At 71.2% G+C, this 19,633-nt stretch carries 19 protein-coding genes and 1 riboswitch; of the genes, 8 read left to right on the top strand and 11 right to left on the bottom strand.

The genetic code is table 11. From position 1 onward, the window contains the following. Window positions 1-211: 211 nt before the first annotated feature. The gene (locus tag ACPPVO_RS58410; RefSeq protein WP_426508467.1) at window positions 212-862 is read left to right on the top strand and encodes a hypothetical protein; all 651 of its coding nucleotides are present in this window, start codon (window positions 212-214) and stop codon (window positions 860-862) included. Window positions 863-915: 53 nt separating this feature from the next. Here ACPPVO_RS58410 and ACPPVO_RS58405 read toward each other — a convergent pair whose 3' ends face one another. Beyond that, entirely contained in the window at window positions 916-1,737 is an 822-nt protein-coding gene (locus ACPPVO_RS58405; RefSeq protein WP_426508466.1) for an SDR family oxidoreductase, read from the bottom strand. 58 nt (window positions 1,738-1,795) lie between these two features. Between ACPPVO_RS58405 and ACPPVO_RS58400 the strand changes: the two genes are divergently transcribed. Continuing rightward, window positions 1,796-2,182, top strand: a complete 387-nt coding sequence (locus ACPPVO_RS58400) for a winged helix-turn-helix transcriptional regulator (RefSeq protein WP_426508465.1) — start codon at window positions 1,796-1,798, stop codon at window positions 2,180-2,182. Here the strand turns inward: ACPPVO_RS58400 and ACPPVO_RS58395 are convergent. Continuing rightward, entirely contained in the window at window positions 2,179-2,838 is a 660-nt protein-coding gene (locus ACPPVO_RS58395; RefSeq protein WP_426508464.1) for a hypothetical protein, read from the bottom strand. The two genes, ACPPVO_RS58400 and ACPPVO_RS58395, sit on opposite strands and share 4 nt — an antisense overlap. 1 nt (window position 2,839) lies before the next feature. Then, window positions 2,840-3,535 carry an ATP-binding cassette domain-containing protein gene (locus ACPPVO_RS58390; protein ID WP_426508463.1) on the bottom strand — a complete coding sequence of 232 codons (696 nt, stop codon included), beginning with the start codon at window positions 3,533-3,535 and terminating at the stop codon, window positions 2,840-2,842. A 108-nt stretch (window positions 3,536-3,643) separates the two neighbouring features. Here ACPPVO_RS58390 and ACPPVO_RS58385 point away from each other — a divergent pair, with 108 nt between their 5' ends. Both ACPPVO_RS58385 and ACPPVO_RS58380 read left to right on the top strand, forming a co-directional pair. Next, window positions 3,644-4,864, top strand: coding sequence for a sensor histidine kinase (locus ACPPVO_RS58385; RefSeq protein WP_426508461.1), 1,221 nt, complete (start codon window positions 3,644-3,646; stop codon window positions 4,862-4,864). Between the two features lies 1 nt (window position 4,865). Then, entirely contained in the window at window positions 4,866-5,525 is a 660-nt protein-coding gene (locus ACPPVO_RS58380; RefSeq protein WP_426514906.1) for a response regulator, read from the top strand. Window positions 5,526-5,772: 247 nt separating this feature from the next. Here the strand turns inward: ACPPVO_RS58380 and ACPPVO_RS58375 are convergent, their stop codons facing one another. The 6 genes from ACPPVO_RS58375 to ACPPVO_RS58350 form a co-directional block, all read right to left on the bottom strand. Continuing rightward, window positions 5,773-7,161 carry an FtsX-like permease family protein gene (locus ACPPVO_RS58375; RefSeq protein ID WP_426514905.1) on the bottom strand — a complete coding sequence of 463 codons (1,389 nt, stop codon included), beginning with the start codon at window positions 7,159-7,161 and terminating at the stop codon, window positions 5,773-5,775. Next, window positions 7,161-7,838, bottom strand: coding sequence for an ABC transporter ATP-binding protein (locus ACPPVO_RS58370; RefSeq protein WP_426508459.1), 678 nt, complete (start codon window positions 7,836-7,838; stop codon window positions 7,161-7,163). The genes ACPPVO_RS58375 and ACPPVO_RS58370 overlap by 1 nt, the downstream gene beginning before the upstream one ends. Beyond that, on the bottom strand, window positions 7,835-8,788 hold the full coding sequence (locus ACPPVO_RS58365; protein WP_426508457.1) for an efflux RND transporter periplasmic adaptor subunit: 954 nt from the start codon (window positions 8,786-8,788) through the stop codon (window positions 7,835-7,837). The genes ACPPVO_RS58370 and ACPPVO_RS58365 overlap by 4 nt, the downstream gene beginning before the upstream one ends. A gap of 48 nt (window positions 8,789-8,836) precedes the next feature. Further along, window positions 8,837-9,601, bottom strand: coding sequence for a C1 family peptidase (locus ACPPVO_RS58360; RefSeq protein ID WP_426514904.1), 765 nt, complete (start codon window positions 9,599-9,601; stop codon window positions 8,837-8,839). Between the two features lie 287 nt (window positions 9,602-9,888). After that, window positions 9,889-10,428: a hypothetical protein gene (locus ACPPVO_RS58355; protein WP_426508455.1), complete on the bottom strand. Its 540-nt coding sequence runs from the start codon at window positions 10,426-10,428 to the stop codon at window positions 9,889-9,891. Window positions 10,429-10,602: 174 nt separating this feature from the next. Then, a complete protein-coding gene (locus ACPPVO_RS58350) occupies window positions 10,603-13,431 on the bottom strand; it encodes a PQQ-dependent sugar dehydrogenase (protein ID WP_426508453.1) in 2,829 nt (942 codons plus the stop codon). Between the two features lie 553 nt (window positions 13,432-13,984). Between ACPPVO_RS58350 and ACPPVO_RS58345 the strand changes: the two genes are divergently transcribed. The 4 genes from ACPPVO_RS58345 (at window position 13,985) to ACPPVO_RS58330 (ending at window position 18,476) form a co-directional block, all read left to right on the top strand. After that, window positions 13,985-14,629 (top strand): DUF6230 family protein, encoded by a 645-nt coding sequence (locus ACPPVO_RS58345; protein WP_360375221.1) that lies wholly within the window; start codon window positions 13,985-13,987, stop codon window positions 14,627-14,629. A 70-nt stretch (window positions 14,630-14,699) separates the two neighbouring features. Then, window positions 14,700-16,325, top strand: coding sequence for a DUF6114 domain-containing protein (locus tag ACPPVO_RS58340; RefSeq protein ID WP_426508451.1), 1,626 nt, complete (start codon window positions 14,700-14,702; stop codon window positions 16,323-16,325). A 225-nt stretch (window positions 16,326-16,550) separates the two neighbouring features. Beyond that, a riboswitch (cyclic di-AMP (ydaO/yuaA leader) is annotated at window positions 16,551-16,694 on the top strand. A 136-nt stretch (window positions 16,695-16,830) separates the two neighbouring features. Further along, on the top strand, window positions 16,831-17,688 hold the full coding sequence (locus ACPPVO_RS58335) for a hypothetical protein (RefSeq protein WP_426508449.1): 858 nt from the start codon (window positions 16,831-16,833) through the stop codon (window positions 17,686-17,688). A gap of 107 nt (window positions 17,689-17,795) precedes the next feature. Continuing rightward, window positions 17,796-18,476, top strand: coding sequence for a DUF899 family protein (locus tag ACPPVO_RS58330; RefSeq protein ID WP_426508447.1), 681 nt, complete (start codon window positions 17,796-17,798; stop codon window positions 18,474-18,476). 64 nt (window positions 18,477-18,540) lie between these two features. On the opposite strand, the gene ACPPVO_RS58325 is transcribed toward ACPPVO_RS58330, so the two are convergent. Both ACPPVO_RS58325 and ACPPVO_RS58320 read right to left on the bottom strand, forming a co-directional pair. Beyond that, window positions 18,541-18,741 (bottom strand): hypothetical protein, encoded by a 201-nt coding sequence (locus tag ACPPVO_RS58325; protein WP_426508445.1) that lies wholly within the window; start codon window positions 18,739-18,741, stop codon window positions 18,541-18,543. Next, entirely contained in the window at window positions 18,732-19,418 is a 687-nt protein-coding gene (locus ACPPVO_RS58320; protein ID WP_426508443.1) for a hypothetical protein, read from the bottom strand. The genes ACPPVO_RS58325 and ACPPVO_RS58320 overlap by 10 nt, the downstream gene beginning before the upstream one ends. Window positions 19,419-19,633 lie beyond the last annotated feature (215 nt).

Below are 19,633 nucleotides of genomic sequence, written 5' to 3'. Positions count from 1 at the left end.
TACCGGTGTTGTAACCCGGCCTTCGCGGGGTGCACGCGGCGCCTTGGGCGAGGGTCTGGGCCCGGCGCGGGCCGGCATGATCGGCAGGACAGGGCCTGGGCCGTACCGGAGCGGCGCCCGGGCCCCGGCGGGGAACGAGCCGCCGGGGCCCGGACCTTGCGCGGGTGCTTAGCGTGGGGGCATGGATGCGTCCGTGATCGTGTCGGGGCTCGTGTGTATAGCGCTGGTGTTCGCGCTGGTCATCGGCCTGGCCGTCCACTCGCGGAAGCGGGAGCGGCAGCGGCGCGAGATGCTCGAGGTCTGGGCGGTGCGCAATCGATGGCAGTACGTGCCGACGCCGCCGACGGAGTGGTGGCGGCGGCTGCCCGGGCGCAACCAGCGCGGCGTGGCGCTCGCGTTGAGCGGCGTGATCGGCGGGCGGCCGGTGTCGGTGGCCGAGTACTCGTACACGACGACGAGCACCACCTCCGGGCCCGACGGGACGACGTCGACCAGCAGCCAGACGCACCACTTCGTCATCTGGGTGGTGCGGGTGCGCGGGTCCTGGCCGGCGATCGCGGTGCACCGGCGCGGGGCGGTGTCCCGGTTCGGGCGGTCGCTGTTCGGGGATCGGGCGACGGCGCTGGGGTACGAGCCGTTCGACAGCGCGTTCCGGATCTCGGCGGAGCGGCCCGAGCTGGCGCGGAGCGTGTTCGGCCAGGACCTGGTCGCCGAGCAGCTCGCCGGGTGGCTGCCGGAGTGGAGCCTGTCCGGCGACGAGCTCATGGTCGTGGAGAACGGGCGGCTGACCGAACCGGACGGGATCCCCGCCCGGTTCGGGCCGCTGCTGCGCGTCGCCGACCTGATCGATGCGCCGCGGTAGTTCGGTCAGTCGCTGTCACGAGTGGTACACGCACCAGGGGCCCGTGTCGTTCCCTACGACTTCTGCAGCACCTCGGCCAGCGTGGTCGTGGGGCGGCCGATGAGCCGGCTGAGGTCACCGGTCACCACGTCGAGCGCGCCGGCGGCGATGGCCGCGTCGGACTGCGCGAGGACGTTGGCGAAGGCGCTCGGCACGCCGAAGCCCTCCAGCGCCTTGGCGTACTCCGCGACGGGCAGGTCCTGGTAGGCGACCGGCTTGCCGAAACGCTGCGCGACCGCCGCGGCGTACTCGGCCATCGTGAAGGCCTGGTCGCCGCCGAGCTCGTAGATCTTGTTCTCGTGACCGTCCGTGGTCGCGACGACCGCGGCCGCCGCGGCGTAGTCCGCGCGGGTCGCGGCGGCGATGCGGCCGTTGCCCGCGGCGCCGAGCACGACGCCGTGCTCGACGGTGGTGGCCAGGTTGCCGGTGTAGTTCTCGAAGTACCAGTTGTTGCGCAGGAACGTGTACGGGATGCCGGATTCCTTGAGGTAGCCCTCCGTCACCAGGTGCTCGGGCGCGAGCGGGCTGGCGCTGGTGTCGGCGTGCGTGATGCTCGTGTACACGATGCGGCCGACCTTGGCCTCGACGGCCGCATCGACGACGGCGCGGTGCTGCGGCGCGCGCTTGCCGGCCTCGCTGGCGGAGACGAACACGAGCACGTCGGTGCCCGCGAACGCGTTCGCCAGGGTCTCCGGGCGGTCGTAGTCGCCGAGGCGCGCCTCCACGCCGTCGATCGCCTCGGGCCGCCGGGCGACCGCGCGTACGTCGTACCCCTTCAGTTCGTTCAGGATCAGCTGCCCCAGGTGACCGGTCGCGCCGGTTACGGTGATCGTCATTACCAGATCGTAGGCACTAACTTTTCGAAAGTGCAACCTTCTCGGTTATCGTAGTGAGATGTCCCTCGACCCGCTGGTGTTCGACGTGTTCGCGCGCAACTGCACGTCGCGACCCGTCATGGACACCGTCGCCGGCCGCTGGGGCATCCTGACGCTCGCCGCGCTCCGGGAGGGCACGCACCGCTTCAACGAGCTGCGCCGGCGCGTCGACGGGGTGAGCGAGAAGATGCTGTCGCAGACCCTGCACGCGCTGGAGCGTGACGGCCTGGTGGTGCGGGAGGTGCGCAGTGCGATCCCGCCCCGGGTCGAGTACAGCCTGACCGACATCGGGGCGAGGATCGCCGCCAAACTCGACGAGCTGATCGAGCTCGTCGAGGGCGAGATGCCGCAGATCACCGTCGCCCAGGAGCGTTACGACGCCCGGGAAGACGATCAACGGCGTTAGGGAAGGTCGCGGCGCCGCATCGCGAAGGCCGCGCCGATGAACGCGAGCGCATACGCTCCGAGTACAGCCGCCGCAGTGCCCTGACTCAGCGCCGCGCCCGGCATGCCGCCCAAAGCTGTCGCCGCGCGGAACGGCAGCCACCGGGCCGCGTCGTCGCCGAGCAGCTCGGCCGCGACCCCCTCGACGAGGGCCAGCCAGGCCAGCGCGCCCGCGATCGCCGCGACCTGGCTGCGTACCAGCGCGCCGAGCCCGACCCCGATCGCCGCGAACAGCGTGTTCCAGGCGACGGCGCCGGCGAGGGTCGCGTACGGAAGGCCGCCGTCGGCCCCGGCGAGCACGATGACCGCGGCGGTGCCGGCGGCGACAATGCCGAACCCGGCGCCGACGATGGTGTACACCGTGAACTTCTGCAGCAGCACCCGCGCGCGGTCCGGCGTGGAGAGGTAGGTGTCCGCCACGGTCCGGTGACGGTACTCGCCGGCGAGCGCCATGATGCCGAGCACGAGCGGGAACAGCGCGGCGAGCCCCGCGTGGGCCGCGGCGCCGGAGGCGTCCTCGGGGTGCTTGACGATCCGGCTCCCGGCGCCGACGGCCACGATCGCGACGGCGGCGGCGAGCAGGAACCACGGTGGCCGTACCGTCACGAGCTTTCGCATTTCAGCCCTCATGGCCGGCCCCCGTCACGGCGAGGAACGTGCGCTCGAGATCGGGCGCCACCGGGCCGCAGTGCCGCAACCGTCCATCGTGGACGATGACGATGCGGTCCGCGGTCTGTGCGATCTCGGCCAGCACGTGGCTGGAGACGAGCACCGTGCGGCCCTCCGCCGCGCGCCGCCGCAGCAGCGCCCGCAGCCACGCCATGCCGGCCGGGTCGAGCCCGTTGGCCGGCTCGTCGAGCACCAGCAGGCCCGGGTCGCCGAGCAGCGCGCCGGCCAGGCCGAGGCGCTGGCGCATGCCGAGGGAGTAGGTGCGCACGCGGCTCCCGGCGGCGTCGGTGAGCCCGACCTCGTCGAGCACCGCATCGACCCGCGCCGCCGGCAGGCCCGCCGAGTCGGCGAGGATCCGCAGGTGGTCGCGGCCGCGGCGGCCCGGGTGGAAGCCGCTCGCCTCGAGCAGCGCGCCGACCGTGCACCGGGGCGCGGACAGCTGCGCATACGGGCGGCCGTCGATGAGTGCCGCGCCGGCGCTCGGGCGGGCCAGCCCCACCAGCATGCGCAGTGTAGTCGTTTTGCCGGCCCCGTTCGGCCCCAGGAAGCCGGTGACCGCGCCCGCCGGAACGTCGAAGGTGAGCGTGTCGACGACCATTTTTCGGCCGTACCGTTTGCTGAGCTCCCGTATCTGTACCTCTGTCATGCCGTCACTCTCGGCCGCCGCGGGCCGCCGGTCGTCCCCCAGCGGCGGCATTCGGGATACCGCGGCCGTGGGACGTTTTTGTCGTACCCCCGGTCTAACGTCTTGGTCATGGGCATCGATCTGGGCATAGGACTGGTGGTGGGGGTCGTGGTGCTGGTCACCACGCACGGCTCGCCGACCGGCCGGCCGCTCGAGCCCGCGACCCTGGCCGCCGTCGTCGTGGCCTGCGGGGCGCTGGCCCTGCGCCGGCGCCACCCGTTCGCCGCGTTCCTCACCAGTTCCGTGGGCGCCGAGGTGTACCTCGTGCTGAACCACAGCACCACCAACGGCACGATGATTCTGGCGGCACCGCTGATCGCGCTCTACACGGTCGCCGAGTCCGAGTCCGAGTCCCGCCGCCGAGCGCTCGCCATCGGCGTGCTGGCGGTCCTCGCGTTCGCGGGCCTGCACATCCTCGTCAAGCCGGCGTCCTGGCTCGGCGTGGAGAACCTCGCCCTGGCCGCGCTCGGCGGGCTCGCGGTCGCGGCGGGCGACGGGGCGCGCAGCCGCCGGGAGTATCTCGCCGAGGTGGAGGCCCGCGCCCGGCGCGCCGAGCAGGAGCACGAGGCCGAGGCGCTGCGCCGCGTGACCGAGGAGCGCCTGCGCATCGCCCGCGACCTGCACGACGCCGTCGGGCACCAGCTCGCCCTCATCACCGTCCAGGCCGGCGTCGCGACGCACCTCCTCGACTCCCAGCCGGCCCGCGCCCGGGAGGCTCTGACCCACGTCCGTCGCGCGGGCCGGACGGCACTGGAGGAGCTGCGCGACACGATCGGCCTGCTCCGGCGGCCGGGCGAGCCGGCGCTGCCGGTGGACCCGTTACCGGGCCTGGCGGGGCTGCCCGAGCTGCTGGCCACGCACATGGCGGCCGGGCAGCCGGTGACCACGACCACGAGCGTGGCCGGCGACGACGATGTGGGCTCGGTGCCGGTGCCGGTCGACCTGACGGCGTACCGGGTGATCCAGGAGGCCCTGACCAACGCCTGCAAGCACGCGCCGGGGGCGGCGGTCGTGGTGGACCTGCGGTACGAGCCGGCCGCCCTGCGCATCCGGATCGACAACGGGCCCGCGCCGCCGCCCGCCCCTCCGCCGTCCACCGAGGGGGCCGCGGTGCCGGGGCTCGGGCTCCTGGGGATGCGGGAGCGGGTGGCGGCCCTGGGCGGCTCCCTTGCGGCCGGGCCGCGACCCGACGGCGGGTATCGCGTCGAGGTCTTACTGCCGCGCTCGGTCGCGCCGCCGGGGGTGCGGGACTCGGGCTTGTCGCCGGGTTCGGAGGTGGGGCTTGGGTGACGTGATCCGGGTCGTGCTCGCCGATGATCAGGCGCTCATTCGCAGTGGGTTCAAGGTGTTCGTCGAGGCGGCCGCGGACGTGGTCGTGGTGGGGGAGGCGGCCACCGGGCGGCGGGCGGTCGAGCTGGTGCGGGACCTGCGGGCCGATGTCGTGCTCATGGACATCCGGATGCCCGATCTCGACGGGCTCGCGGCCACGCGGCTCATCACCGCCGATCCCGACCTCGCCGGGGTGCGGGTGCTGATTCTGACGACGTTCGAGGTCGACGAGTACGTGTTCGAGGCTCTGCGGGCCGGGGCCAGTGGGTTTCTCGGGAAGGGGGCGGAGCCGGAGGAGCTGCTCGCCGCGATCCGTACCGTGCACCGGGGCGACTCGCTGCTCTCGCCCGCCGCGACCCGCAGCCTCATCGCGCGGTTCCTGGCCGAGCCCGTGCCCAGCGTGGTGCCGCGCGGGGACGGGCGGCTCGTGCGGCTGCTCACCGAGCGGGAGCGGGAGGTGGTCGGGCTGGTCGCGACCGGGATGTCCAACGAGGAGATCGCGGCGCATCTCGTGGTCAGCCCGCATACCGCCAAGACCCACGTGAACCGGGCCATGACCAAGCTGGGGGCGCATGACCGGGCTCAGCTGGTCGTCATCGCGTACGAGTGGGGGCTGCGTTAGGAGTCGAGAAATTCGCGACGTCGGAGGCCGGGCGGACCGCCGGTGCTGGGGGGCGCGCGGTGCCTTGGGCGGATCGGCCCGGCGCAGCATCGAGCCGACGCCAAGGCTGACGTCGGCTCGGTCAGGGCGGCGCGTGTGCTTGGCTACCGGTGTCGTCACCCGGCAGAGATGGGTGTGCGCAGCGCCCTGGGCGGGGGCCGGCCCAGTCAAGGTGGTGCGTGTGCGCCGGGCCGGCCGGGACCGGGGCCTACGCGCGCATCACCGTGGCGATCGGGATCTTTGCCGCTCGCAAGGCCGGGATCGCGCCGCCCAGGATGCCCGCCACCAGGCCCGCGATCACGCCCGCCACGCCGGCCTGCCACGGGAAGGAGACGTCCTGGAGCTGGGGTATTCGGTCGCCCAGGACGCGCGTGGCCACGCTGACGCCCGCCGCGGCGGTGGCGATCGCCGCGCCCGCGGTCAGGAGGCCCGTCAGCAAGGTTTCGGCCAGGACGATTCCCGCCAGGAGCACGCGTGGTGTGCCCACGGCGCGGCGCAGGGCGAACTCCTCCACCCGCTCGCCCACCGTCGCCAGGCCCACGTTGAGGATGCCGGCCACGCCGATGAGCAGGACCAGGCCGGCCATGCCCAGGAAGATTGCGTTCAGGATGGCCAGCTGCTGCTCGAAGTCCTTGCGGGCGTTGCGCACGTCGACGTTGAGGGCCTCGCGCGGCACGCCCGCGGCGATCAGTTTGCGGATCAGCAGCGCCTCCAGCTCGCCGTTGCCCGGGGCGAAGCTCACCTCCAGCGGCGGTCCGCCCGAAATCATTTTGCGGAACGCCGGGCCGGCGGCGGGTTCGGCGTCGGCGGGGGGTTCGGCGGCGTCCGGCGGGAGGAGCCAGTTGTCGATCTCGTCGGCCCGGGCGTACGCGGTCGGCTGGGAGCTGCCGTCGTCGATCACGCCGATGATGCGCGGGGTCGGGTTGGCCACGGCGCCGTCGAGGCGCATCTCGGCGGGGATCGTGTACTTGGCGAAGCCGACCGCGGCCGCCTTGTTGATCACGAGGCGCGGGGAGTAGGACGGCTCGCCCGCGAAGTCGAGGAAGGTGCCCGAGACCGGGCGGAAGGGGCGGAACTGGCGCACGTCGTTGATCAGGGCGACCAGCTGTACCTCGATCGCGGCGCCCTTCGGGGCCGGGGCGGACGCGTTCACGGGCACGGCGCGGCAGTTGCCCGCGTCGTCGCACTGCATCTCGAACTTGGTGTCGGGGCCGTACACGGTGCCGTCGCCCCTCTCGTCGAGGTGTTCGAACGGCACCGCGCCCGGGTTGATCGGGCTGACCTTCGGCTCGCCGATGATGGCCTGCAGGCCGTAGTTCGCCGCGACCCCGGGACGGCCCTGGATGGTCTCCTTCGTGACCTTGCCGGCCTCGGCGATCGGCGGGATGTACATGACCCGGGTCCCGTCGCGGCCCTGCTGCAGCTCCACGTCGGCGAGCTGGAGGGTGCGGACGGTCTCGGCGCCCGCCTGCACGGTGACGACGGCGAGCACGCCGAGGAACAGCGAGATCATCGACAGGAACGTGCGCGTCTTGCGGGCCCGGATGCCCTGGAAGCCGATGATGAGCGCGGACCGGAACCGCCCCGAGAGCCGCATCACGCGGCGTCCTGCAGGACGCCGTCGGTCAGGCGCAGGACCCGCTGCATCTTGGCCGCGTGCCCCTGGTCGTGCGTGACCAGGATGAGCCCGCAGCCGCGGTCGGTGGCCGCGCGCATCACCTCGATCACGAGGTTGCCGGTCTCGGTGTCCAGCGCGCCGGTCGGCTCGTCGGCCAGGAGCAACCGCGGCTGCCGTACCAGGGCCCGCGCGATAGCCACGCGCTGCTGCTCGCCGCCGGAGAGCTTCGCCGGCCGGCTGCGCGCGAGGTGCGCGACGCCGACCAGGTCGAGGGCCTCCATGGTGCGGGCGCGCCGCTTGCGCCGCGGCAGCCAGCCCTGGCCGTTCACGAGCGCCATGGCCACGTTCTGCGCGGCGGTGAGGTGCTTGAGCAGGAAGAAGCGCTGGAACACGAAGCCGAACTCGGCGCTGCGCAGGGCGGCCGCCTTGCGTTCGGAGATGCGCGCCAGGTTCCGGCCGCCCATGTGGTACGTCCCCGAGTCCGGCCGGTCGAAGAGCCCGATGAGGCTCAGCAGCGTGCTCTTGCCCGAGCCCGAGCGGCCCAGGATCGCCACCGACTCGCCCTCGTCCACGGTCAGGTCGACGCCGGCGAGGATGGTGCGCGGCTGCGACTGCCCCTTGAGCGTCTTCGTGATGCCCGCGAGCTCGATGATCACTTCCCGGCCCCCTGGCCGGCGCCGCCCTTCGCGTCGGGGATGCTCGGCCCCGGCACGGCGACGGTCTCTTCCTCGGTCAGGCCGGTCTTGATCTCGATGACCTTGCCGTCCGTGAGCCCGAGCGTCACCTCGCGGATCTCGCGCGTCTGGTCGGCCTTGACCACCTCGACCTTGCCCTTGCCCTGGGACCCGGCGACCGCCTCCACCGGCAGCACCAGCACCCCGGCCGCCTTCGCGGTGATGATCTCCACCGTGGCGGTCGCGCCGTTGATGAGCTTCACCTCGGCCGGGCCGATGCAGACCAGCCGCATCCCGGTCGCCTCCGAGGGCTGCTGCGGCTGGCCCTGGGTCGGCTGCGCGACCGGCGCCGCGCTCCCGGTCGGGTTGGCCGCCGGCGCCTTGGGCTCGGGGATCGTCCCGCCCGGCAGCGCGGCGAGCGTGCCGAGCACGGCGCAGGCGAACGGGCCGGGGCCGCTCTTGATCTGCGCGGTGACCGACTGCAGGGAGTCCGAGACCTGGTACGCCTGCGAGCCGTCGATGTCGGCGACGATCCCGTATCCGGCCTGGCGCGCCGAGACGATCGGCATCCCGGCGGTGACCTTGGAGCGGTCGTCGACGAGCCGCCCGGCGAACACGGCGCCGGCCGGGACCTCGACCGCTGTCGCCTTGCCGCCGGCCCAGATGTTGGCGACCTTGGTCGGCTTCGTCGGCGTGCCCGTCGGCGCCTTGACGTCGAGGTAGCGCACCTCGCCGTCGATCGGCGCGATGAGGCCGAAGGTCGGGCCCAGCTGGACCTTGCCGCTCAGGCTCACCTTGTTGGTGAGGTCCTGGCGGGTCGGCTTGGCCGTGGTCACCGCGGTGCCGCGGTCGGCCAGCCCGGGCGGCGGCTGCTGAGCGGCCCCGGTCGCGGTGCACCCGGCCAGCAGGCCGAGCACCGCCAGTACAGGCATGATCCGTCGCACTCGGGCAACCCCCGGGTCATCGAAGTTGGGCACAGGCTAGCCGCCACTGGTATGACGCCGATGCCCCTTTCGGGGGATGCACGGAAAAGGCCCCGTCCCCCGAAAAAGGGGGACGGGGCCGGTGGGAAAGGTCAGACCTTGTAGGTGAAGGTCGCGGCGGCCGAGGCGGCGCTGGTGCCACCCGGCGTGGTGACCTGCCTGCACGTCGGTGGTGACGAACGACCAGGACAGGTGCGCGTCACCGCTCGCGCCCCAGCCGGTGCCCCACTGGTTGCGGATCCACACGCCGTCGGCGTCGTACGCGTACGCGGTGATCATGTGCCCGCCGAGGCTGGACCCGGTCACCGTGTTGTAGATCGTGTTGCCCTTGAGGTACATGAAGTCCTTGAAGACCGGGATGCCGATCGCGACCGGGGAGCCCGCGGCGATGGCCGTCCTGATCGCGGTCCTGGCCTTGTCGCCCTGCTTGTCGCCGACCCACAGCGCGTTCCAGCCGGAGAGCTTGTAGTTCGCGGCGTTGGCGATCTCGGCCGCGGTCGGGGCGGTCTGGTAGCCGTAGACGCCCTGCACGTAGTCGTCCTGGGTGTTGACGCCGCTCGCGGTCGCCTCCTGGAGGGCCTTGTCGGGGTACAGGCCCATGCCCGGCGCGCCGCCCTTGGCGACCGAGCGCATGTAGAGGTACAGCGGGGCGAACGGCGCGCCGGTGCCGCCGCTGCGGTTCGTGTAGTACCCCATGATCGTGTGGGCGATCGTCCACGCGACGCACGAGGAGATCTGGCCCTGGTCACCGACCGGGGGCAGGTTGGTGATCAGTGTGGCGCTGTCCGGGAGCGCATCCTGCGCGCGGAAGGCCGGAACACTCGCGTTGACGCGGGTCGTGGGGGCCGCGAAGCCGCCGACCGCGTGCGGCAGGGCGGTCGTGTCGGCCAGCGCGGGCGGCGCGGCGAACAGCGAGCCGCCCGCCGCCAGCGCGAGGCCGAGGGCCGAGGGCCGAGGTGAGAAGGCGCATCCATGCTCCTAACGGGGGTACGTGACCTACGCCGCAGATCGGCGCGATCCGGCCCGGCCTTCGTTCGGAGCGGGTGGCATCAAGGTGCAGAAGAGTGGCCGGCTCCCACGAAACCGTGGGAGCCGGCCGTTGCTACCGGCCCGCTAGCGGAGAGCCCCTGCGGCATCCCGCCGGTGCGGATCTGCTCGTAGAGCCCGTTGAGCCGGTCGTTGAGCCGGGCCGCGCTCGCCTGGTCCTCGTAGGAGAAGCCGTTGCCGGGCGACCATTCGTGGCCCGCGACCCGCAGCCCGAGACCGCCGAACTCGCCGAGCACGGCGGCGCGGGTGCCGGACGGGCGGGTCGCGCCCGGGCCGACGTAGATGTGGAGGTCGAGTACGTCGCCGTTGCCGCCGTCGACCGCGCCGCAGCAGTTGATGCCGCTCGTGTTGTCGACCAGCCGCGACGGGTCGTAGGCCTTGGCGTCGTCGGCGATACGGGCCTGGTCGTACTGCCCCCAGCCCTCGTTCTCGTCGACCCACATCACCAGCGCGGGCGAGCTGCGGTGCTGGTCGATGATGCGGTGGAACTCGGCCTCCCACTGGGTGCGCGCCGCCGTGTCCGGGTTCTTGCCGGTCGGCATGGCCGGCATGTCAGCGGGGCGAGCGCGAGCGCGACCCGTCTGGAGAGCTTCATGCGAACACTCCTCGAGGCAACGGTGGCGGCCGTAGCCGGTCCGTGAGGGCCTCATAGACCCCCACGGACCAACACATCCACTCATATTCCAACGAGAAGTGTCAACGTACAGTTGCACGTACTACTGGACGAGTGTGAATTTCTCCCACGGGCCGATGGCCGTCCGGTTGGCGATCAGCGGCTGGGTGCCGCTGTTCTCCGCGGTGACGTACTTGCCGTTGGCCTGGGCCAGGAGGCTCGCGGTGCCGTCGGCGTTGCGGACCAGGGTGTACGTCTCCCAGCTACCCGCGCTCGCCCGGTTGGCGACCAGCGGCTGGCCGCCGCTGTTCTCCGCGCACACGAACTGCCCGTTGGACTTCGCCTTCAGGGCCACCTTGCCGCCGCCGAGGTCGACGACGTCGAACTGCTGGGCGGGGCCGATCGACGCCGAGTTGGCGATGAGCGGCGTGGTGGCGTCGAGCGCGGTCACGTACTGGTTGTTCGCGCCCGCGCGCAGGCTCGTCCCCGAGCCGGCGAACGTGAACGCGTCGAGGTCGAACAGGTTGCCCGCGCCGCCCTTGAACACCAGGTACAGCGTCGTCGCCGTCGCCGGCGCGCCCGAGATCGCCGCGGTGACGTCGGCGAACGTTTCCCAGCCGCCGGTCGGGGCGACCGCGGCCGAGCCGAGCAGCGTCCCGGTCGGGGAGCCGGCCCGGACCTCGATCGTGCCGCCGGCGCCGGCCGACGACACGCGGGCGGTGAACTGGTTGACGCCGGTGAGCAGGTACGGCGAGAAGGAGACCCAGTCACCGTTGTCGATGAAGCCGACCGTCGCCCCGCCCTCGGCCGTGCCGTGGGTCGCGACCTGCACGCCGCCCGACTGGGCCCCGAAGTGCTCGCCCTGGCGGTGGCGCGGCTGCAGCGTCGAGACGCCGTGCCCGGTCAGGCCACCCTTGTCGGTGTAGGAGGCGTCGAAGACCCCGAAGATGTTGGCCGCGGCGTCGTGCTCGCCGTCCACCGGTACCGCGATCGAGCCGGTGCAGCCGGTCTTCGAGGTGATCTGGTGGGAGTGGCTGTCGTGGCCGAGGAGGTACGTCACGGTGACCTTCGAGCAGTCGACCGCGCCGTCCTCGGGGTCGGTCACCGTGATCGAGAACGGCACGGTGTCACCGAAGCCGAACAGCTGCCCGTTGCCGGGAAGGTTCAGCCGTACCGTCGGGGCGGTGTTGCCCACCGTGACGACGGTGCTTGCGGTGCCGGTCAGCCCCTGCGGGTCGCGCACCGTGAGCGTCGGCGTCTTGGTGCCGTTCGAGGTGTACGTGAAGGTCGGGTTCGCCGCCGTGGAGTCGGTCGTGCCGTTGCCGTCGAAGTCCCACGCGTACGTGAGCGCGCCGCCCTCGGGGTCGGACGAGCCGGCCGAGGAGAAGGCCACCGTGAGCGGGCTCGGCCCCGACGTCTTGTCGACCCCGATCTTCGCGACCGGGGCCCGGTTGGCGCCGCCGACGTACTCGATGCGGTACAGCGCCTGGTTGTTCGCCCCGGTCCCGTAGTCGAGCACGTAGAGCGCGCCGTCCGGGCCGAACGCCATGTCCATCACCTGCGTGCCCGTCCACGGGAAGGTGGAGATCTCGCCGGGCGAGCCGTCCGCGTTGACCTTCACGGGCTTGATCCAGCGGCGGCCGTACTCCCCGGCGAAGAACATCCCGTCGAGGCTCTGCGGGAACTTGACCGGCGAGGCGAGGCCGGCGTTGTAGCGGTACACGGGGCCGCCCATCGGCGACTCCGACCCGCTCGTGCCGAACTCGGGCGGCGTGCCGGCGTCGCCGCCGTAGCGGATCCAGCTGGGCCTGGCCGCGGGCAGGGTGGCCAGGCCGGTGTTGCGGAAGGAGTTGTTCGCCGGCCCGGCGCCGCAGTTGTACTTCGGGCCGGTCACGTTGGCCGCGAAGTCCCACTCGTTGTAGGTCTCCGCGGTGGTGTTCGTGCCGGTGCAGTACGGCCAGCCGTAGAAGCCCGGCCCGGTGACCCGGTCGAACTCGACCTGCCCGCCGGGCCCCCGGTTCGGGTCGGTCGTGCCGGCGTCGGGCCCGTAGTCGCCGAGGTAGACCACCCCCGTCGGCCTGTCCACGCTCATCCGGAACGGGTTGCGGAAGCCCATCGCGTAGATCTCCGGCCGGGTCTTGGCGGTGCCCGGCGCGAACATGTTGCCGGCCGGGACGGCGTAGGTCCCGTCGGCGTTGGGGTGGATGCGCAGCAGCTTGCCGCGCAGGTCGTTGGAGTTGGCGGCGGAGCGCTGCGCGTCGTACTGCGGGTTGCGGTTGGTCCGCTCGTCGATGGGCGCGTAGGAGGCGGACTCGAACGGGTTGGTGTCGTCGCCGGTGGTCAGGTACAGGTTGCCCTGCGCGTCGAAGTCGATGTCCCCGCCGACGTGGCAGCACAGGCCGCGGTCGTTGTCGACGGTGAGCACGACCTTCTCGCTCGTGAGGTCCAGCGTGTTGTCGGCCTTCAGCGTGAACCGGGAGAGGTTCAGATGGCCCTTCCAGGCGTTGAAATCGGCGGCGGTACCGGTGGCGGGCGCGTCGCCGGCGGGCGTCGACAGGGTCGGGGAGTAGTACAGCCAGACCCAGCGGTTCGAGGCGAAGCCCGGGTCCGCGGCCACGCCCTGGAGCCCCTCCTCGTCGTGGGTGTACACGGCGAGCTTGGCGGCGACCTTGGTGTTGCCCGCGGCGTCGGTGACGCGGACCGTGCCGTCGCGGGCGGTGTGGATCACCGACCGGTCGGGCAGCACCGCCAGGGACATCGGCTCGCCGAGCTCGGCGCTGCCGAGGGCCAGCTGGACCTGCTGATAGTCGCCGGCCGGGATGGGGATGGCGGTGGCGGCCGGGGCATCGGCCACGGCGGCCACGACGGAGCCGCCGAGGGCTAGCGAGGCCGCGGTGAGCAGCCGCCGCCACCGGCGCGAGGATGGTGCCATGTGCGGGTGTCCTTCCTGAGCTGTGGGGTTCAGCCAGGCAAGACGCGCGCCGATCGCGCTTGCGCACTCGTGGACGTGGGGCGCCGACCCTGTGTCCGTTTAGTTATGGGAGCTAACTAACCATCGATGACCCGGGCTGGCAATGCTCAAATTTCGATGCGCCTTCTGAAAAAAGAACCTCGCGGGTTTGTCGTTATGAAACCGTGATAGTTACCAAGATCCGTCACGTGTGGTAGCGATCACAGTGAACGTCTGCCCGATTTGATGGCGTTGGGGACCCGTAGCCACCCGGAAACGCTCCCGTAACCGACTACGGAGCGTCGAAATTTGCGTGATTCGGGGTTACCCGCCGGTAACGACCGGCCTTGTACCCGCGCGGGTGACCCGGCAACATCGTCCGCACGCCCCGACCCGGACTCTGGACCCTCTTGGAACACCCGGCTCCAAGAACCCGCCCGGCAGCCGCCAGAGACCGGTCCCGGACGGCGCGACGCGCGCGCCCGCACCCGCAGGAGCGCCGCACCACAGCACCCCGCGACAAGAGGAGCCCTACGTGTCCGTAGCTCAGGGCAGCGCGGTGAAGGGCCGCACGCGATGGAAGCGTTTCGCTACCGTCGTCGTGCCGGCCAGCTTCATCGCCGGCGCCATCGTCTTCGGCCAGGCGACCGGCGCGATCGCCGCGTCGTTCAATGTGTCCGGCAGTCAGTTCAAGGTCTCCGCCGACAAGCTCGAGGGCACCGGCTTCGTGCAGTACGGCGGCATGGCCACGGAGAAGGGCGGCAACCCGCAGAACCCGGCCGACCCGAAGAACCACCCGGTCGCCGTGTCCGGCATCGCTCACGCCAAGCTCTACAACCTCTGCCAGTCGGTGAAGGTGCCCGGCCTGCCGGTGACGATGGTCATCCACGCCGGCAAGGACGCGAAGAACCCGGCCGAGGCCACCGACCTGCTGATCGACCTGACGTCGCTCAAGGGTGACGCCACGTTCGACAACATCCAGATCGGCATCGACGCCTCCGACCTCACCAAGGGCGGCGCGAACGCCAAGGGCCTCCAGGGCGGCTTCGCCCAGCAGGCCGACGGTGTCGTCATCACCAACCTCAAGCAGGTTGCCTGGTCGACCACCGCCGGCACGTTCAAGCTCACCGGCCTCGACCTCGGCATCTCGACGGGCGCCAACGCCGAAGAGTGCTTCTGACCGTTCCACCAGGGCCCGCGGGTGACACCCGCGGGCTCCCTGTTTGTTGCCGCAGTTCTTGGAGGACCCAGTGACCCCCTCGCACGCTTCGGCCGGCTGGCGTGCCCAGCGACCGTTCTGGGGCGGGCTGTTCTTGCTGCTGTCGGGGCTGGAGCTCTTCGTCAGCGGCAATCTCAAGCTTGCGCTGGAGGTCCACTTCGGGCCGACCGGCTTCCTGTCGTACGTGATCCCGCTGATCATGCTGCTGTGCGGGGGGCTGACCTGGTTCAGCCCGCAGCAGCGGCTCTTCTACGGGATTCTCGGCACGGTCACGGCGCTGTACTCGCTGATCGGCCTCAACCTCGGCGGCTTCTTCCTCGGGACGGTGCTGGGTCTCGTGGGCGGCGGCCTGGCGGTCGCGTGGTCCCCGGCACCGGCGCCGGCTCCGTCTGACGACGATTCGTCTTCGGACTCGTCGGCTCCGGCTTCGGACGCCCCGATGTACTACGAGGACGCGCCGCTCGACGACATGCTGGGCGACGAGACTCGCGAGGTGCCGGCTCCCGCGGCCTGGTCGCGGTCCGGTGACTCCTTCGCCGACGACACGCGCGAAGTTCCGGCTCCCGCGGCCTGGCTGCGGTCCGGTGACTCCTTCGCCGACGACACGCGCGAGGTCCCGGCTCCCGCGGCCTGGCCGCCGCCGTCCGACGGTTACGACCGGCCGCCGTCCGGGGTGCTGCGCGACGAGATCCCGACGACGAACGTGAGCCCCCTGCACGACCGGCACGAGGGGAGCGGTGCGGGCAGCGCCGATGAGCAGCTCCCCCCATCGTCCGGCCCAGGTGATCTGCCCAAGCGGCGTTACCTGGGCCCGCTCCTGATGGCCATCGCCCTGACCGCCGCCCTGGTGGGCGCGGCCAACCGGGGCGGCTCCGCGTTCGCCGCCCCGGCCGCGTGCCCGACTTCGTCGGCGGCCAAGCCCGCGGGCAGCGCTCCCGCCACCACGGGCGCCCCGGCCAAGACCGAGTCAGCGGCGCCGGCCCCCACGCCGACGCCGACCCCCACCGAGGAGAAGAAGGGCCTGCTCGGCTGGCTCGGCGACCTCTTCACCGGCGGCGACGACAAGAACGAAGGGGCAACCGCGGAGGCCTCGGCCGTACCCACCACCAGCGCACCGGCCCCCCCGCCGGCGACGACCACGCCTGACACCAAGCCGAGCACGGCCAAGCCGTCGTCGACCCCGGCGTGCGGCCTGACGAGCGCGTCGCCGTCGCCGAACAACAAGAAGGCCCAGGTCGCCGCGGGCCAGCCCTTCGTCGCCGCCAAGCCCTCGATCCTGAAGGCGGACGTGATGACGATGGACGGCCTGACCTACGACGGCGTGGCCGACCTGCCGCGCAAGGACGGCACGACGGTGAAGGTGCTGGCCTTCACCATGAAAAACTCGGTCTCGACCCCGTTCGAGCTGGACACCCCGGGCGGCCCGAGGTTGCTCATCACCAAGAGCAGCAAACTGACGGTGGAGGGCGACGTAAAGTTCTACACAACGAGCTTTTCGGCGAACGTGCTGGGCTTGTTGCCGCTGACCTTCACGCCGTCGTTCCCGCCACCGCCGATCCCGCTGCCGGGCTTCTACACGGCGTGCACGATCGAGCTGGTCTTCGTGCAGTCCAACGTGCTGACGGCGCCGGACATGAACATCGCGTACGCGAACTGACACCCTTGCGAGAGAGCCCGGCCGCTTCGGTGGCCGGGCTCTTCTCATAGTCAGAATCACGAATACGACCTCACTGCCACCGGCCGACGCGTTCGCGGCAAGCGGCCGAAGGCCGGGCCGCCGCGCGCACCTTGGCAGTTCCATTTGGGTCTTCACCTGCGGTTATGCAGCCGTTATGGTCTTAGGGTCCGCCGCGCCTGGCCGTCTCCGTTCGAGGTGACGACGGCGGCGGGCCCGCCGAGTCGTGCTCGCACGAGCCGGGGAACCAAGCAAAACTGGGGTGAATCCGAGCGGCCAAGCGCCGCGAGGTAGGGCGATCCTCCCGCCCGAATCCGTCAGCTAACTCGGTAGGCGGCATCGGAAGGAGCATCGCGTGCAGACCCTCGCATGTCGCGACACCTCGGCCTCCGGCCCCGGAGAGCGGCCCTCACAGCAATCACACGGTACGGTCCGGCAACCGTTCAGGCGCGCCTGCTAACCGTCCCCTGTGGACGGTCGATGGCTCATGTGGCTCATGCCCTCGCTCCGTGCCGACCGGATCCGTCTGTCGAGGTTGTTCGTGAAATATCGCTATCCACACGGTCCTGCCCCCCGTCACCGCCAACACCAGCGCCGCGGCCGCCATTCGGCGGCCCGCAAGAGGATCGGCCTCCGATCGGCCGCGGTCGTCGTCGCGTTCTCGGCGATCGGTGCGTTGTTCGTATCCGTGTCGCCGGGCAACCGGCCGGCCACCGTGGTCCAGGTCGACGCCGTGCAGCGGGGCGACGGCGGGCGCGCGGCGTTTGCCGAGAACCGGGCATCGCGTGGCGGAGCGCGCACGGGCGACCAGTCCAGCCAGCAACCGGCGGCTCCGGCCGGCGCACAACCGACTCAGTCGCCGGCGCCGGGCGCGGCTTCCGCCGCACCGACCAAGGCCTCGCCATCGCCGACCGTCCACACGCCCATCGGCGGGCTGGCCCAGGCCGAGATGGACAACGCCGTCACGATCATCCAGGCCGGGCAGCGGTTGGATCTGCCGGAGCGCGCGTTCGTCGTCGCGATCGCCACCGCGCTGCAGGAAAGCCATCTGCACAACCTCGCGAACTCCAACGTTCCGGAGTCGCTCAAACTCCCCAATGAGGGAGTCGGAAGCGACCACGACTCGGTCGGCCTGTTCCAGCAGCGGCCGAACTGGGGCACCGTCGCTCAGCTCATGAATCCGGCCGAGGCGGCACGCCGCTTCTACGCGGCGCTGGTGCAGGTCCAAGGCTGGGAACAGATGTCCGTCACGGTGGCGGCACAGACCGTGCAGGTATCGGCGTTCCCGGACGCCTACGCCCAGTGGCAGACCCTCGCCGGACAGATCGTGGACGCTGTCGCGTAGCTGGTGCGCCGCCACTCACACCCCGTAGGACGAGTTTGGCGCGGTGCGGCCGGGGTAACCGAGCGCGTCCGCCCTGACCGCCGTGGAGGTGGAGTATGACTGTGGAAATGACCCGGTTGGCGAACGAGTCGACGGAGTACCGCGCCGCTCGCGAGGAGCTGCGGCAGGCCGAGATCGACCTGATGCGCCAGCGCGAGCGGGTGGCCGAGTTGCGCCGTGGGCTGCCGGCGGGGACGGCGGTCGAAGATTATGTTTTCGAGGAAGGCCCGGCCGATCTGGCCGCGGGGGACGAGCCGGTCCGTCAGGTCAGGCTGAGCGAGCTGTTCATCGGGCCCGATCGGCCCTTGATCGTCTATCACTTCATGTACGGCAAGGCCCAGCACTCGCCGTGCCCGATGTGCACGATGTGGATCGACGGGTTCAACTCCGTTGTCGACCATTTGTCCCAGAACGCCGACTTCGTTGTCGTGGCCGCCGCCGACGTACCGACGCTGCGGTTCCATGCCCGGGCTCGAGGTTGGGATCGGCTCCGGCTGCTCAGCGCGGGCGACGGCACGTTCAAGTACGACCTGGCCAGTGAGGACGAAGCGGGGGCCCAGGACTCGACCATCTCGGTCTTCACGCGGCAGGCCGACGGGACGGTAAGGCATTTCTACACTTGCCATCCGTGGATGTCGGCCGACATCCGTGAGCGCGGCGTGGACCTGCACAGCCCGGTGTGGCACCTGCTCGACCTGACGCCCGCGGGGCGGGGCGGGTGGTACCCCGAGCTGCACTACGAGTCTTGAAAGAAGTGCCGCGCCGAGCGGGGCGTGTTATTGACGGCCCCTCGACGTGGCGCCAAGCCATCGGTCAGTAGGCGACGCTGATCCGGGTCTTGGGGTGCCCGGCCGTCTCGATCTCGTCGATGAACGCGACGGCGTAGTCCTCGGTACTGATGCGGCTGTTGCCTTCGGCGTCGGTCAGCAGGGCGTCACCGCCGACGCGGAAGGTTCCGGTGCGTTCGCCGGGGGCGATGTTCGCGGCGAGCCGCCCGCGTGTCGTTATCGCCAATACGGGGCTTGGGTTGCCGAGCTCAGTCGGTGCGGGGTCGGGTCGTTCGGAGCGTCAGGCCATGTGTCGTTCTCGTACGGTTCTGGGGCGTTGGCGTAGGGCTCGGGCACGTTCGCGTGGGGCGCGGGGGCCGTGCGGTAGCGGGCGGCCGGCTCTGGTTCGGCGTCCCGGTACGGGTCTGCCAAGCCGAGCCCGTCGATGCCCACCGGACGGTCCTCTGCCGGCGCCTTCTCGGGCGCCGAGCCGGCGGGTCGTGGCCAGCTTCGCCAGCGCTGCCCGCTGATTGCGCCGATGAGCAGCAGCACGCCCACCACCATGGTGGTACCTGTTCGTATCGGCGCGGCCAGATCGAGGTGGCGACCTGCCACCCACACATCGTCGCTGAACAGGTCCACCACTCGTGATGGTGCGACAAGCAGCATCGTGTAGCTCGATGCGTACACGACGCCGATCACCGTCGCCCCGAGTGGGGAGAACCGTAGCGTGCCGAGAACGCCCAGCAGCAGTCCGGCCGCGGCCAGCAGCAGCAAGGGCCGCAGGAAATCGTCAGGGCGCAGGGCGCTGCCGTGACTCGCGCCGGTGAATGCGTCGGCCGACCGTTCTTGTCCGAGTGCCAGCAGCACCCAGGCCAGTGGAGCGACGACGATCGCAGCGATCAGGGTTCGAATGTGCCGCATGCCCAGCTCCTACTGCATCGTGAGTTTCTTACTCGTCCAAAGGGCGTTCAACCGCCGCGTACCGTTACACCACTGTCGATTTTGCCCGGCGTGAAGCGCTGAGCACCTGCCCGGTGACTTGGAGCGACTTCGGGTGCGTGAGGACGGCCGCTGCCAGGCGTACATGTGAGCGAGCACAGCACCTCTTGACGGACGCGCATACGGCGCAAACAATA

It is taken from the genome of Dactylosporangium sp. McL0621 (genome assembly GCF_049995355.1).
Classification (GTDB): domain Bacteria; phylum Actinomycetota; class Actinomycetes; order Mycobacteriales; family Micromonosporaceae; genus Dactylosporangium.
The sequence above is the reverse complement of the archived record's forward strand: the minus strand, read 5'-3'. Positions and strand labels throughout refer to the sequence as shown.